Source organism: Streptomyces sp. NPDC036764 (genome assembly GCF_055609385.1).
In genome coordinates, this window is record NZ_JBVJPT010000001.1 from 349256 (window position 1) to 362371 (window position 13116).

Here is a 13116-nt window from a genome sequence, read left to right on the forward strand (position 1 = left end):
TGGTTTCCGCGATCAGTTTCGGTACCGCGGCCGTGGTCTGGGGGTGGTTGGGCTGCTGGAGCATCTTCACGGCCGCGATCCTGGTGCCTGTGAAGGTCACCTGTATCTGCACAGGCCCCTTGTCGGTCTGCACGGTCGAGCCCTTGACCACGGTGCTGCCGGATGCCCCCGCGGAGGCCGACGCCGAGGGCGTCGAGGCCGGCGACGCGGTCTCCGTGGTCGTTGTCCCGAGGGACGGCTCGTAGCGCCACACCGGGATCAGGCCCGCGATGCTGAGGACCAGGACAGGTATTGCTCGCTTCACGATGTCTTCCCCGTCCCTCTCAGCCGGCCAGGCTGAAACGCTCGAAGTGGACCTGCTCCTTGGGCACGCCCACCTCGCGCAGGCTGCCGATCACCGCGTTCATCATCGGCGGCGGGCCGCACAGGAAGACGTCCCGGTCGGTGATGTCCGGCACCAGCCGGGTCAGCTCGGCCGGGGCCAGCTTGTCCGGCGTGGCCGGGCCGGTCACCAGGTGCAGCTCGGAGCCCTTGGCGTGGGCGAGCTCGACCAGTTCGCCGTACAGGACCGCGTCCTGGTCCGAGGCGACCCGGTAGATGACGACGGCGTGGCCGTGCAGCTCCTCCAGCAGCGCCCGGATGGGGGTGACACCGACGCCGCCGGCGATGAGCACCGCCTCCGGCCGGGTGCGGTGCAGCGCGGTGAAGGCGCCGTAGGGGCCCTCGGCGAAGACGCGCGTGCCGGCCTTGAGATGCCTGAGCGCCGCCGAGCCGTCGCCGGCCGCCTTCGCGGTCAGCCGCAGCCGGCTGCCGTCGGGCGCGGCCGACAGGGAGAACGGGTTGGCCTGCCACCAGCGGTCCTTCGTCAGGAACCGCCACAGGAAGAACTGGCCGGCCCGCGCGGGCAGCTTGTCCAGGTCGCGGCCGGTGATGTAGATCGAGACCACGTTGTGGGACTCGGGGACGACGGCCTCGACCCGGAACTGGTGGCGCCAGTTCCGCCACAGCGGCAGGACGAGACGGCCGACGAACACCGAGGCGAGGGCGGCGCCCCACACGCCGTACCAGTACGCCGTGGCGGCGGAGGAGGAGGTGAAGGACGTACCGACCGCGACCTGGTGGGTGAACGCCAGGACCACCGCGACGTAGGTGTACAGGTGGATGAAGTGCCACGTCTCGTACGCCAGCTTGCGCCGCGCGAACCGGGCCGACACCGCGCCGATCACGATGATGATCCCCAGCGCGACGACGGCGCGCAGCACGCCCTCGACCGTCTCGGCGAGGTCGACGAGCTGGTTCACCGGGTCCAGCGACGACGACTCGGCGTAGCCGAGGGTGATGAACACGGCGTGCGCGAGGAGGGCCCACAGGACGCTGAAGCCGGTCCAGCGGTGCCAGGACGTCAGCCGGTCCATGCCGATACGGCGGTCCAGCCACGGCAGCCGGGCCACCAGCAGCAACTGGAAGGCCATGAGCAGCGCGCCGGTCAGGCCGGTGAGGCGGCCGATCACGATGAGGGCGTTCGTGGCGAAACCGGCGGCGAAGAAGAAGTAGAGCACCACGGCCACGTTCGCGGCCAGCACGGCGTACAGACCCGTGCGGGCGACGACCCTGGGGCGTATCGCCGTGGGCGGCGCAGGGGGCGATTGGACGGTCGTCACGTGCGACAGCTCCTTGATCTCGTCTGTGGATACCGAGCTTGTCCGGCGGGAGCTGTCGAAAGGCTGTCGTACGTCTGTCAGCTCATTATCGATGTCGTCGCCATCGCATACCCGCCCCCGAGGACCGGCGCCGGGTACCGCACTATGAACGGGTGGAGAAAGTACGCCTGCTGGTCGTGGACGACGACCCGCCCATCGCCGACCTCGTCGCGACCGTCGCCCGCTACGAGGGCTGGGAGGCGGTCACCGCGAACTCCGGCGAGGAGGCGCTGCGGCTGGCCGCCGAGTTCCACCCGGACATCGTGGTGCTGGACCTGATGCTGCCCGACCTGGACGGCTTCGGCGTCCTGGACAGACTGCGCGCCGCCGGGACGATGGTGCCCGTGGTGTTCCTCACCGCCCGGGACGGGGTCGCCGACCGGGTGGCCGGGCTGACCCGCGGCGGGGACGACTACCTGGTCAAACCGTTCGCGGTGGAGGAGCTGATGGCCCGGCTGCGCACCGTGCTGCGGCGCAGCGCAGGACCCGGCTTCCAGCGTTCCGTCCTTCGGGTGGCCGACCTGACGATGGACGAGGACACCCGCGAGGTCCGCCGCGGCGAGAAGCTGCTCACGCTGACCCCGACCGAGTACGAGGTGCTGCGGTATCTGATGCGCAAGTCGCCGACCGTGCTCACCAAGGCGCAGATCCTCGACCATGTGTGGGAGTACGGCTTCGGCGGCCGCTCCAACGTCGTCGAGCTGGTCGTCAGCAGGCTGCGCCGCAAGCTCGACGACACCGGCACACCGCTGATCCACACCGTACGCGGCTTCGGGTACGTGATCCGGCAGGCGGCCGAGTGAGCGGGCGGCTGCGGCGGGCGTATCGCGGGATGCGGCTCGGTACCCGGCTGGCGCTGGGTCTGGGCGTGCTGTCCCTGGTGGTGTTCGCGGTCGTCGGCACGGCCCTGACGACGTACATGCGCGACTATCTGTCGGCCCAGCTCGACACCACGCTCGCGCAGGGCCAGGTCGCCCAGTCCAAGTCCATCGCGGACTACGGCACGCTCTCCGGCAAGAAGTACTACCGCTGGTACTACGCCGTGTACGACGTCTCGGGCGGCGAGCCCGTGCTGCGCAGGCCGGAGGACCCCGCCGACGTCCCGGCGGACGTCGACGACTTCACCTCCGTGGCCCGTGCGCAGACCACCGCGGACACCGAGGTCCTGCGCACCGAGCACCTGAAGGGCGAGGGCGAGTACCGGCTGCGCGCCTGCGAGGTCGAGCCCGGTGTGGTGCTGGTCAGCGCGGCGCCCATGGAGGACATCGAGGACACCGTCGGCCAGCTCGTCACCATCCAGGCCGTCACCTTCGGGCTCGCGCTGGCGGCCCTAGTGGTGCTCGGGCGGGGGATGCTGCGCCGCGGCCTGAAGCCGCTGAGCGACATGGCACACACCGCGCGCGGCATCACCTCGCACGACCTGACCGACTCGGGGCGACTGTCGGTGCGGCACGACGGACGCGGCGGCGGGCCCGAGGTGGAGGAGCTGCGCACCGCGTTCAACACGATGCTGGAGCACATCGACGACTCGCTGGCGGTGCGTGCGGAGGCCGAACAGCGCCTGCGCCGCTTCGTGGCGGACGCCTCGCACGAGCTGCGCACCCCGCTGATGTCGGTGCGCGGCTACGCCGACCTGTTCCAGTACGCGGCGGCCAACGCCCCCGAGGAGCGGGACCGGCACCTCGCGCGACTGCGGGCGGAGGCCGCCCGGATGGGCTTCCTCCTCGACGACCTGCTGCTGCTCGCCCGCCTCGACGCCGCGGAGGTCGAAACGCCGCTGCGGCCGCAGGAGGCCGACCTGGTGGACCTGGTCGAGCAGGCGGCGGACGCCTTCCGGGTCACCCACGCCGACCATCCGCTGACCATGGCTCCGGGGCCGGGCACCCTCACGCTGCGCCTCGACCCCCAGCGCATCCGCCAGGTCCTGGACAACCTGCTCACCAACGCGGCGGTGCACACACCGGCCGGCACCGAGGTGTCCGTGGCGGTCTCGCTGATCGACCGCGCCGCACAGGTCCGTATCGCCGACGCCGGCCCCGGCATCCCGCCCGCCGACCGGCAGCGGGTCTTCGACCGCTTCTACCGTGTCGACAAGGCCCGCAGCCGCGACCGCGGCGGCAGCGGACTGGGACTCGCGGTCGCCCAGTCACTGGTACGGGCCCACGGCGGCCGCATCGACCTGACGAGCGAGCCGGGGGCGACGGTGTTCACGGTGACGATCCCGCTGACGGTCGGAGCCCTTACGAAGTCGTGACGTGGCGGGCGCGCGGGACCCGCCGGCACGGTTCCCGGTCCTAGCGTGGCCGTATGCGCGTACTTGTCACCGGCGGTGCCGGGTTCATCGGGTCCCATGTCGTCGAGGCGCTCGCGGCGCGCGGGCACGAGCCCGTCGTGTACGACGTCCGTTGCGACCCCGCGTCGGACGTACGGGACGCCGAAGCCGTCCGCCGCGCTCTGACCGGCGTCGACGCCGTGTGCCACCAGGCCGCGATGGTCGGCCTCGGGACAGGGTTCGCCGACGCCACGGAGTACGTCTCCCGCAACGACCTCGGCACGGCCGCACTGCTCACCGCCATGGCCGACGCGGGCGTACGGCGGCTGGTGCTGGCCGGTTCGATGGTGGTGTACGGGGAGGGGCGCTACGCGTGCGAGCGGCACGGCGTCGTACGGCCCGGCCCGCGTGCCGTCGCCGATCTGGAGGCGGGCCGGTTCGAGCCGCCGTGCCCGGTGTGCGGCGCCGACCTCGTGCCCGGCCTGGTCGGCGAGGATGCCCCTGCCGATCCGCGCAACGTGTACGCGACGACCAAGCTCGCCCAGGAACACCTGGCGGCGGCGTGGGCGCGCGCGACGGGCGGCACGGCGGTGTCCCTGCGCTACCACAACGTCTACGGCCCCGGAATGCCCCGCGACACCCCCTACGCCGGAGTCGCCTCCTTCTTCCGCTCCTCCCTCGCGCGCGGCGAGGCACCGCGGGTCTTCGAGGACGGTCGCCAGCGGCGTGACTTCGTCCACGTACGGGACGTCGCCGCCGCCAACACGGCCGCGCTGGAGGCGAGTTCGGCGGAGGGCGCGCTCACGGCGTACAACACCGGCAGCGGGGACCCGCACACCGTCGGCGAGATGGCCCAGGCGCTCGCGGCGGCGTACGGCGGGCCCGAACCGGTCGTGACGGGGGAGTACCGGCTCGGCGACGTACGGCACATCACCGCGGACTCCGCGCGCCTGCGGGCCGAGTCGGGGTGGAAGGCGGAGGTGGCCTTCGAGGACGGAATGAGGGAGTTCGCCGAAGCGGGGATGCGAACGGCGTAGCCTGCCCAGGACCGGTGGTGCTGCCCGCGTTCAGGAAGCGGCGGCGGGCAGCACCACCTCGAAACGGCAGCCACCGGGGACGTTGCGTACGGTGGCCCGCCCCTGATGCGCCTCCACGATGCCCCGCACGATGGCGAGGCCGAGTCCGGCGCCCGCCGGGGGCGTACGGGCGTGCGTACCGCGCCAGCCCGTGTCGAAGACCCGCGGCAGGTCCTCCTCGGGGATGCCGCCGCAGCCGTCGGTCACGGACAGCACCACACCGTCGGGGGAGCGTTCGGCGGCGACGGCGACCGTGCCGTCGGCCGGAGTGCGCCGGATGGCGTTGACCAGCAGATTGCCCAGGACGCGACTCATCTCCTTGCCGTCCACCTCCACCGGCACGCCCTCGACCCCTTCGCCGACCAGCCGGACACCGCGCTCGCGGGCCAGCGCGTCCGCACCCGAGATGGCGTCGCCGACCAGGTCGTACAGGGACATCCGGGCGAGCGAGAGAGTCAGGGTGCCGGCGTGTATGCGGGAGAGCTCGAACAGGTCGCCGACCATGCCGTTGAGGCGCTCGACCTCCATACGGATCTGCTTGAGATAGCGGTCGGGGTCGGCGGCCACCCCGTCCTCCAGTGCCTCCGCCATCGCGCGCAGACCGGCCAGTGGAGTGCGCAGATCGTGGGAGATCCAGGCGACGAGCTCGCGCCGGGAGGTCTCCAGGGCGCGTTCGCGTTCGCGGGACTCGGCGAGCTTCGCGCTGGTGGCCTCCAACTCCCGGCTCACCGCGGCGAGTTCGGCGGTGGCGGGGCCGTCGGGGGAGGTGAAGTCGCCGCCCTCGCCGAAGGAGCGGGCGGCGAGCGCGAGGGCGTGACTGCGGGCGGCGACCCAGCGGCCGAGCAGCAGGGCGGTGGCCAGGGAGACCACGGCGGCCATGGCGACGACGGTGGTGACGACGCTCAGGTCGTGCCCGGACAGGAACATCGCCTGGGCCACCGCGAGGGTGCCCGCGAGCATCGCGGTGACGCCGACGCCCGCGACCACGGTCAGATGGGCGATCAGTGAGCGGCGCCGGATCAGCAGCAGCAAACACGCGCCGAGCACGCCGGCCGCGGCGGCGCCGAGGAAGGCGAAGAGGGCGATGAGGAGGGTGTCGCGCACGGTCAGGCCTCCGGGGCTTCGGGGCCGGGAGTGCTGGTGGTGTCGGACGCGTCGGTGACGCCGTCGGTGTCGCTCGCGTCGAATCGGTAGCCCACGCCCCACACGGTCTGGATCAGCCGTGGCCTGGCCGGGTCGTCCTCGACCTTGCTGCGCAGCCGCCGTACATGGACCGTGACGGTCGACAGGTCGCCGAAGTCCCAGCCCCACACCTCGCGCATCAGGTCCTCCCGGCTGTAGACCCGGCCGGGGTGCCGCAGGAAGAAGACGAGGAGGTCGAACTCACGGGTGGTGAGGGCGAGTTCGGTGCCTTCCTTGGCAGCGCGGCGGGCCGCCGGGTCGGCCGAGAGCCCGCCCGCGCGCAGCACGCCCGACGGCTGCGCCGGTCCCGTGCGGCGCAGCACCGACTGGACACGCAGAACGAGTTCACGGGGGCTGAAGGGCTTGGTGACATAGTCGTCGGCGCCGACCTCCAGGCCGAGGATGCGGTCGTCCTCGTCGCCGCGCGCGGTGAGCATGATGACCGGCACGGGGCCGCGACCGCGTATCCGGCGGCACACCTCCAGGCCGTCCATGCCGGGCAGCATCAGGTCCAGGACGACGAGGTCCGGCCGGTGCGCGGCGGCCCGGGCGAGGGCCTCGGGGCCGTCACCGGCGCGGTCCACGACGTAGCCGGCGCGGTCGAGGTACCCGGTGACGATCTCGGCGACGGTGGGATCGTCGTCGACGACCAGGACGCGGGTTCCCGCCCTGCTCTCTTCCCCTGCCCCGGCCTGCGGGTACGGCGGTTGCTGCTCCATGCCGCCAAGCCTCGCACCCCACGTGCGCGAGCGCGGCCGCCGGCGCCCGACGTCCTTGTTTCGTAAGGAGCCATGGCCCGAAATGCCCGTTTCCCGCTCGTAGGGTGAAAGCCGTGACGACTCCTTCCTCTGCACCGAACCCGCCCCGCGCGGCGTCCGTCGACGTCGTGCTTCCCTGTCTCGACGAGGCCGAGGCGCTGCCCTGGGTCCTGAAGCGCATCCCGCCCGGATGGCGGGCGCTGGTCGTGGACAACGGCTCCACCGACGGCTCGGCCGATGTCGCGAGGGCACTCGGGGCGAGGGTCGTAACGGAAGGGCGGCGCGGGTTCGGCGCCGCCTGCCACGCGGGGCTGACCGCGGCCACGGCCGACATCGTCTGCTTCTGCGACTGCGACGCCACGCTCGACCCGGGCGACCTGGTTCCCTTCGTCCGGCGGATCGCGGCGGGCGAGGCCGACCTGGTCATGGGCCGGCGCCGCCCCGAGACGCGCGGTGCCTGGCCGCTGCGGGCGCGGACCGGCAACCTCGCCGTCACCCGCCTCCTGCACCGCCGCACCGGCCTGCGCCTGCACGACCTGGGCCCGCTGCGTGCGGCCCGGCGCGAGTCCCTGCTCGCCCTCGCCCTGACGGACCGGCGCAGCGGCTACCCGCTCCAGATGGTCGTCCGCGCCGCCGACGCGGGCTGGCGGATCGCCGAGTACGACGTGCCGTACCGCCCGCGAACGGGCGCGTCGAAGGTGACCGGCACCTGGCGCGGGACGTGGCAGGCGGTGCGGGACATGAGCCGGGTGCTGGCCGACGGGAGTGGAGGCGAGGGGGAGTCACTCGCACACGAGGAGCGCGAGCCGGCATCCGCCGACGGTCTCGGCCGCAGCGCCGGAGCCGACGCCCCCGTACGGAAGGGAACCCGCCCGTGACCACGCTCCTCGTCATCGCCAAGGAGCCCCGCCCGGGGCGGGTGAAGACCAGGCTGACGCCGCCCTTCACGCCCGAGGAGGCCGCCGCGCTCGCCGAGGCGTCCCTCGCGGACACGCTCCACGCCGTCGCGCGCACGCCCGCACGGCGCCGGGTGCTGGTACTGGAGGGAACGCCGGGCCCCTGGCTGCCGGACGGCTTCGAGGTCGTACCGCAGTGCGCGGGCGGCCTCGACGAACGGCTGGCCGCCGCCTTCGCGGGCTGCGACGGTCCGGCGCTGCTCATCGGCATGGACACCCCGCAGGTGACGCCGGAGTTGCTGACGGTGGACTGGTCGGGCTGCGACGCGTACTTCGGCCCCGCCGCCGACGGCGGCTTCTGGGCGCTGGGCCTCGCCGAACCGGACCCGGCACGCCTGCGCGGTGTCCCGATGTCGACGCCGCACACGGGCGCCGCACAGCGGGCCCGCCTCGCGGACCTGCGGGTGCGTGATCTGCCGCGGCTGCGGGACGTCGACACGGCGTACGACGCCGAGGTGGTCGCCAAGAGGGCGCCGGGCGGGCTGTTCGCCACCGCGCTCGCACGTCTCGCCCCGGCTGCCGGCCGATGACCGGCCTGCGCCAACTGGCGACGGCGTGGATCGCCCGCCGGGCGGACCCGCCCACGATCCCCCGCCCGGCCGCCATCACCGGCACGAGCGCCATCACGGACAGCGCGCCACGACGGCCCCGGGCCGAGCCCGGCACGGCCACGACCGGGGCCGGTTCGTCACCGGCCGTGGCCATGCCGGACCCGGCCGGTGACGAACCGGCCCCGGCGCAGGCCGGCGACCGTGCTGCGCGGGCTGCGGCCCCGATCTGCACCATCGGCGCCGAGGCCCACGCCCCGGACAGGCACGCCCCCGCACATCCGGACGCCGACGGTGCCTGGTCCGCCGACCCTTACTCGCTGGCCCTCCGCAGCGGCCGCGGCCCCCTCTTCCTGCGCCGCACCGACGGCTGGCTGCTGCCGTTGGACGTGGAGCGCTGGTGTGCGGATGCCGACGCGGCGGACCTGGAGGTGCTGCGACGCTGCGAGGGCGCGGTGCTCGACGTCGGATGCGGACCCGGGAGGCTGGTCGCGGCGCTGAGCCGGCAGGGGCGGCGTGTGCTCGGCGTCGACGTCAGCGAGGCGGCCGTTGCGCGCACGCAGCGGCTCGGCGCTCCGGCGTTGCACCGCTCGGTGTTCGAACCGCTGCCGGGCGAGGGCCGCTGGGGCACGGCCCTGCTCATCGACGGCAACATCGGCATCGGCGGCGACCCGGCGGCCCTGCTCGACCGGGCCGGCCGACTCCTTGCCCCCGGCGGCCTGTTGATCGCCGAGACCGTGCCGGACCTGGACCTCGACGAGCGCGTCCAGGTCCATGTCACCGACGCCCGGGGCGCCACCGGCACCGCCTTCCCCTGGGCCCGCCTCGGCACGCCCGCCCTGCTGCGGTACGCGGAGCGTGCAAGCTGGCGTGCCGTCGCCCAGTGGACGGCGAGCGGCCGTTCCTTCGTCGCCCTGCGCAGCGAGCGGCCGGCTTCGAGCCGGACCCGCACTCAATCCGACAGTGCCGGTCCGGCCGTTCGAATTTCTGCAACGCAAGCGGTCTAGACTCGACCAGCGACGGCCGCGTGCATGGCCGGAACGAAACGGTCAGCTTCCGCCAATCCCGAAGGATATTCGGCGTTTTGATACGGATAGATTCAGTCACCAAGCGCTACCCGGACGGCACGGTGGCGGTCGACCGGCTCTCGTTGGAGATACCCGACCGCTCGATCACCGTTCTCGTGGGGCCGTCGGGCTGTGGCAAGACGACCACCCTGCGGATGATCAACCGGATGGTCGAGCCCAGCGAGGGCACCATCTTCCTCGACGGCGTGGACAGTCGGCAGCAACCGGTCAACACCCTGCGCCGGTCCATGGGATACGTCATCCAGAACGCCGGTCTCTTCCAGCACCGCACGATCCTCGACAACATCGCCACCGTGCCGCGCACGCTGGGCTGGGGCAAGGAGAAGTCCCGGGCGCGGGCACGCGAGCTGATGGAGCGGGTGGGCCTGGACGGCGCCCTCGCCAAGCGGTACCCGTACCAGCTCTCCGGCGGCCAGCAGCAGCGCGTCGGCGTGGCACGGGCGCTCGCGGCGGATCCGCCGGTGCTGCTCATGGACGAGCCGTTCTCGGCCGTCGACCCCGTGGTGCGCAAGGGACTCCAGGACGAACTCCTGCGTATCCAGGAGGAGTTGGGCAAGACCATCGTCTTCGTCACCCACGACATCGACGAGGCCGTCAAGCTCGGCACGATGGTCGCCGTGATGCGCGTCGGCGGCAAGCTCGCCCAGTTCGCCCCGCCCGCCGAACTGCTCTCCCACCCCGCCGACGCGTTCGTCGAGGACTTCCTCGGCGCCGACCGCGGCATCCGGCGGCTGTCCTTCTTCCCCGCCGCCGGGCTGGAGCTGCTGACCGGGCCCGTCGTGGCCGTCGACGCCACGGCCGAGCGGATCGCCGCGCACGACACGACCGACGTTCCCTATCTCCTGGTCACGGATCCCGACGGCAAGCCGCTCGGCTGGAGCGAGCCGCGGGAGCTGACCGCCGGGGACATCAAGGCGGAGGAACTCCTGCCGTACGGGCGGCCGTTCGTGCCCGGCACGGACTCGCTGCGCGCCGCTCTGGACTGCGCCGTGCTCTCGCCCACCGGCTGGGCCGTCGCCGTGGACGCCGACGGCCGGGTCACCGGGGTCGTCTCGCAGCAGACCATCGCCGAGGCCATCCGAGGCGCCCATGCGGAGGGACGCGACGAGGGCGGCCGTACGAACGCGAAGGTCGCCGGATGAACTGGGACCGCTTCTTCGACATCCCCAGCGACCTCCAGCACAGTTGGCTCGGACTGGTCGGGCTGCATCTGCGCGAGGCCCTGCTGCCGGTGCTGGCCGGACTGGTGGTCTCGCTGCCGCTCGCCCAGTTGTGCGTGCGGTTCCGCTGGCTGTACCCGCCGGTGCTGTGGGTGACGACCGTGCTGTACGCCATCCCGTCGCTGGCCTTCTTCGTCCTTCTCATCGACTACACCGGCCAGACCGAGCTCACGGTGATGATCCCGCTCACCGTCTACAGCCTCGTCGTCCTGGTCCCGGCGATCGTCGACGGCGTCCGCTCCGTCCCCCAGGAGACCCTCGCCGCGGCCACGGCCATGGGCTTCGGTCCGGTACGCCGGTACGTCCAGGTGCAGTTGCCGATCGCGGTGCCGGCGATCATCGCCGGGCTGCGCGTGGCGACGGTGTCCAGCATCAGCCTCGTCAGCGTCGGCGCCCTCATCGGCAACCAGGGCGCGCTCGGCAACATGATCAACGACGCGAACATCTACAACCGGCCCGAACTCGCGCTGAACGCCGTGCTCAGCATGGCGGCCCTGGCGATCCTCGCCGACGCTCTGCTGGTCGTCGTACGCACGCTGCTGACGCCGTGGATGCCGCGCCGCTCGCGCACGACACCGAAGGCCGACCGGCCCGAACCGGCCGCCGCAGCCCTGGAGGACGCAGCCCGGTGAACCTGTTCCACTTCATCAGCGACTTCTTCAACGACAGCGCCCACTGGCAGGGCTACGACGGCATCCCCACGCGCGTGGGCGAGCACATCCAGTACACCCTCCAGGCGCTCGGCATCGCCGCCCTGATCGCGCTGCCCGTCGGCCTGGTCACCGGTCACTACGGACGCGGCGGCAACGCCCTCGCGCTGATCGCCGTCGCCGGCCGGGCCCTGCCCACCTTCGGCCTGCTGGTGCTGATGACCCTCCTGGTGGGCTTCGGCATGGTCAACGTGATGACCCCGCTGGTCATCCTCGCCGTCCCGCCGATCCTCGTCACCACCTACGAGGCGATGCGCTCCGTCGACCCGTCGCCGGTGGACGCCGCGCGCGGCATGGGCATGGGCGAGTTCGGGGTCCTCTTCCAGGTCGAGGTCCCGGCCGCGCTTCCGCTGATCCTCAGCGGCCTGCGCTCCGCGGCCATCCAGATCGTCTCGACGGCCACCATCGCCGCGTACGTCGCCCTGGGCGGCCTCGGCCGCTACATCGTCGACGGCCTCTACCAGCGCGACTACGAGAAGGTCGTGGGCGGCGCCACCCTGGTGGCGGGGCTGGCACTGGTGACGCTGGCGGTCTTCTGGGCGGCGGGCCGCTTCGCGGTGTCTCCGGGGGTGCGCAGGCGGGGGTGAGGGTCCCTGCCGTCAGGCCCCCGTGCGGGCCAGCGCCAACTCCAGTACGACCAGCAGGGCGTCGCGGACCGAGCCGCGCTCGCGGGCGTCGAAGACGACGACCGGAACGCCCTCGGTGACATCCAGGGCCCAGCGGATCTCCTCCAGTGTGTGCTCGACCGTGCCGTCGAAGGCGTTGGCGGCCACCGCGAAAGGGATGCCCTTGTGCTCGAAGTAGTCGACGGCGGCGTAGCAGTCGTCCAGGCGCCGGGTGTCGACGATGACCAGCCCGCCCACCGCGCCCTCGACGATGTCGTCCCACATGAACCCGAACCGCTCCTGGCCGGGCGTGCCGAACAGGTACAGCTTCAGGGTCGGGTCGATGGTGAGGCAGCCGAAGTCCATGGCCACGGTGGTCGTGGTCTTGTGCGGAGTGTGCGTGAGGTCGTCCACGCCCGCCGCGACCTCCGTGATGGCGGCCTCGGTGGTCAGCGGCTCGATCTCGGAGATCGAGCCGACGGCGGTGGTCTTGCCCACGCCGAAACCGCCCGAGATCACCATCTTGACCGGCAACGGCGGTCGTACGGTCGCCGGTTCAGTCGCTGTCACGGAGTGCACCTCGTGCGTCGGGGATGGCGCGCAGGCCGTCGATGACCCTGCGCAGTACGGATGCGTCGTGGACGACGCCGGAGTCGGGCACGTGCACCGTCAACTGACCCGCCGCCCGCAGGTCCTCGGCGAGGACGCGCACCACGTTCAGGTGCAGCCGCAGCCGGGCCGCGATCTCCGCGAGGGACTGCGGCAGCCGGCACACGGCGACGATGTCGTGCTGCTCGAAGGAGAGCCGGTCGAGCGCGTCGAGCCCCTCGGCGGTGGCCACCACCTGGGTCTCCACGGGCAGCGACGGTCCGTCGTCGCCGTCCGCCACCCGGCCGGCGGTGAGCAGGAACGGCCGTACGGCGGAGGCGTAGCCGACCGGGTCCGGGCCGCTCGGGTCCGCTGGTGGAGTGCCGTCCGCCATGGCGTTGTCCGTTCCCGGG

Annotated in this window: 15 protein-coding genes; 9 read left to right on the forward strand and 6 right to left on the reverse strand. The window is 72.6% G+C overall.

From position 1 onward, the window contains the following. Both ACZ69Q_RS01475 and ACZ69Q_RS01480 read right to left on the reverse strand, forming a co-directional pair. Positions 1–304 (reverse strand): FMN-binding protein (locus ACZ69Q_RS01475; protein WP_471034352.1); only part of this gene is annotated, 304 nt, incomplete at its 3' end. A gap of 19 nt (positions 305–323) precedes the next feature. Next, complete coding sequence (locus ACZ69Q_RS01480) at positions 324–1661, reverse strand: ferredoxin reductase family protein (RefSeq protein ID WP_471034357.1); 1338 nt, start codon at positions 1659–1661, stop codon at positions 324–326. A 152-nt stretch (positions 1662–1813) separates the two neighbouring features. Here ACZ69Q_RS01480 and ACZ69Q_RS01485 point away from each other — a divergent pair, with 152 nt between their 5' ends. From ACZ69Q_RS01485 to ACZ69Q_RS01495, 3 genes are read left to right on the forward strand one after another with little or no spacing between them, the layout of a single operon-like run. Then, positions 1814–2503: a response regulator transcription factor gene (locus ACZ69Q_RS01485; protein WP_471034362.1), complete on the forward strand. Its 690-nt coding sequence runs from the start codon at positions 1814–1816 to the stop codon at positions 2501–2503. Then, positions 2500–3954, forward strand: coding sequence for a sensor histidine kinase (locus tag ACZ69Q_RS01490; RefSeq protein WP_471034366.1), 1455 nt, complete (start codon positions 2500–2502; stop codon positions 3952–3954). The genes ACZ69Q_RS01485 and ACZ69Q_RS01490 overlap by 4 nt, the downstream gene beginning before the upstream one ends. 53 nt (positions 3955–4007) lie before the next feature. Further along, complete coding sequence (locus ACZ69Q_RS01495; protein WP_471034370.1) at positions 4008–5009, forward strand: NAD-dependent epimerase/dehydratase family protein; 1002 nt, start codon at positions 4008–4010, stop codon at positions 5007–5009. A 30-nt stretch (positions 5010–5039) separates the two neighbouring features. Here the strand turns inward: ACZ69Q_RS01495 and ACZ69Q_RS01500 are convergent, their stop codons facing one another. Together ACZ69Q_RS01500 and ACZ69Q_RS01505 are read right to left on the reverse strand one after the other, a co-directional pair. Further along, positions 5040–6152 carry a sensor histidine kinase gene (locus ACZ69Q_RS01500; RefSeq protein ID WP_471034375.1) on the reverse strand — a complete coding sequence of 371 codons (1113 nt, stop codon included), beginning with the start codon at positions 6150–6152 and terminating at the stop codon, positions 5040–5042. 2 nt (positions 6153–6154) lie between these two features. Next, positions 6155–6949, reverse strand: a complete 795-nt coding sequence (locus tag ACZ69Q_RS01505) for a response regulator transcription factor (RefSeq protein ID WP_471034380.1) — start codon at positions 6947–6949, stop codon at positions 6155–6157. Positions 6950–7053: 104 nt separating this feature from the next. Between ACZ69Q_RS01505 and ACZ69Q_RS01510 the strand changes: the two genes are divergently transcribed. From ACZ69Q_RS01510 to ACZ69Q_RS01535, 6 genes are all read left to right on the forward strand, one after another. After that, complete coding sequence (locus tag ACZ69Q_RS01510) at positions 7054–7866, forward strand: glycosyltransferase family 2 protein (protein WP_471034383.1); 813 nt, start codon at positions 7054–7056, stop codon at positions 7864–7866. Then, positions 7863–8474 (forward strand): TIGR04282 family arsenosugar biosynthesis glycosyltransferase, encoded by a 612-nt coding sequence (locus ACZ69Q_RS01515; RefSeq protein WP_471034387.1) that lies wholly within the window; start codon positions 7863–7865, stop codon positions 8472–8474. Before ACZ69Q_RS01510 ends, ACZ69Q_RS01515 begins: the two co-directional genes overlap by 4 nt. Positions 8475–8647: 173 nt before the next feature. Continuing rightward, positions 8648–9499 carry a class I SAM-dependent methyltransferase gene (locus ACZ69Q_RS01520; RefSeq protein WP_471039983.1) on the forward strand — a complete coding sequence of 284 codons (852 nt, stop codon included), beginning with the start codon at positions 8648–8650 and terminating at the stop codon, positions 9497–9499. A 77-nt stretch (positions 9500–9576) separates the two neighbouring features. Then, positions 9577–10722, forward strand: coding sequence for an ABC transporter ATP-binding protein (locus ACZ69Q_RS01525; RefSeq protein ID WP_471034392.1), 1146 nt, complete (start codon positions 9577–9579; stop codon positions 10720–10722). Continuing rightward, positions 10719–11432 carry an ABC transporter permease gene (locus tag ACZ69Q_RS01530; RefSeq protein ID WP_471034395.1) on the forward strand — a complete coding sequence of 238 codons (714 nt, stop codon included), beginning with the start codon at positions 10719–10721 and terminating at the stop codon, positions 11430–11432. Before ACZ69Q_RS01525 ends, ACZ69Q_RS01530 begins: the two co-directional genes overlap by 4 nt. After that, a complete protein-coding gene (locus ACZ69Q_RS01535; protein WP_471034397.1) occupies positions 11429–12097 on the forward strand; it encodes an ABC transporter permease in 669 nt (222 codons plus the stop codon). Before ACZ69Q_RS01530 ends, ACZ69Q_RS01535 begins: the two co-directional genes overlap by 4 nt. Before the next feature lie 12 nt (positions 12098–12109). Here the strand turns inward: ACZ69Q_RS01535 and ACZ69Q_RS01540 are convergent, their stop codons facing one another. Then, positions 12110–12637 (reverse strand): GTP-binding protein, encoded by a 528-nt coding sequence (locus tag ACZ69Q_RS01540; RefSeq protein WP_471039985.1) that lies wholly within the window; start codon positions 12635–12637, stop codon positions 12110–12112. 34 nt (positions 12638–12671) lie between these two features. After that, a complete protein-coding gene (locus ACZ69Q_RS01545) occupies positions 12672–13097 on the reverse strand; it encodes a DUF742 domain-containing protein (protein WP_471034402.1) in 426 nt (141 codons plus the stop codon). Positions 13098–13116 lie beyond the last annotated feature (19 nt).

What these genes read in the sequence shown, in the direction of transcription:
- ACZ69Q_RS01530 (WP_471034395.1), top strand. Translation starts at nt 10,719, where the DNA reads ATGAACTGGGACCGCTTCTTCGACATCCCCAGCGACCTCCAGCACAGT.
- ACZ69Q_RS01495 (WP_471034370.1), top strand. Translation starts at nt 4,008, where the DNA reads ATGCGCGTACTTGTCACCGGCGGTGCCGGGTTCATCGGGTCCCATGTC.
- ACZ69Q_RS01520 (WP_471039983.1), top strand. Translation starts at nt 8,648, where the DNA reads ATGCCGGACCCGGCCGGTGACGAACCGGCCCCGGCGCAGGCCGGCGAC.
- ACZ69Q_RS01540 (WP_471039985.1), bottom strand. Translation starts at nt 12,637, where the DNA reads ATGGTGATCTCGGGCGGTTTCGGCGTGGGCAAGACCACCGCCGTCGGC.
- ACZ69Q_RS01545 (WP_471034402.1), bottom strand. Translation starts at nt 13,097, where the DNA reads ATGGCGGACGGCACTCCACCAGCGGACCCGAGCGGCCCGGACCCGGTC.
- ACZ69Q_RS01505 (WP_471034380.1), bottom strand. Translation starts at nt 6,949, where the DNA reads ATGGAGCAGCAACCGCCGTACCCGCAGGCCGGGGCAGGGGAAGAGAGC.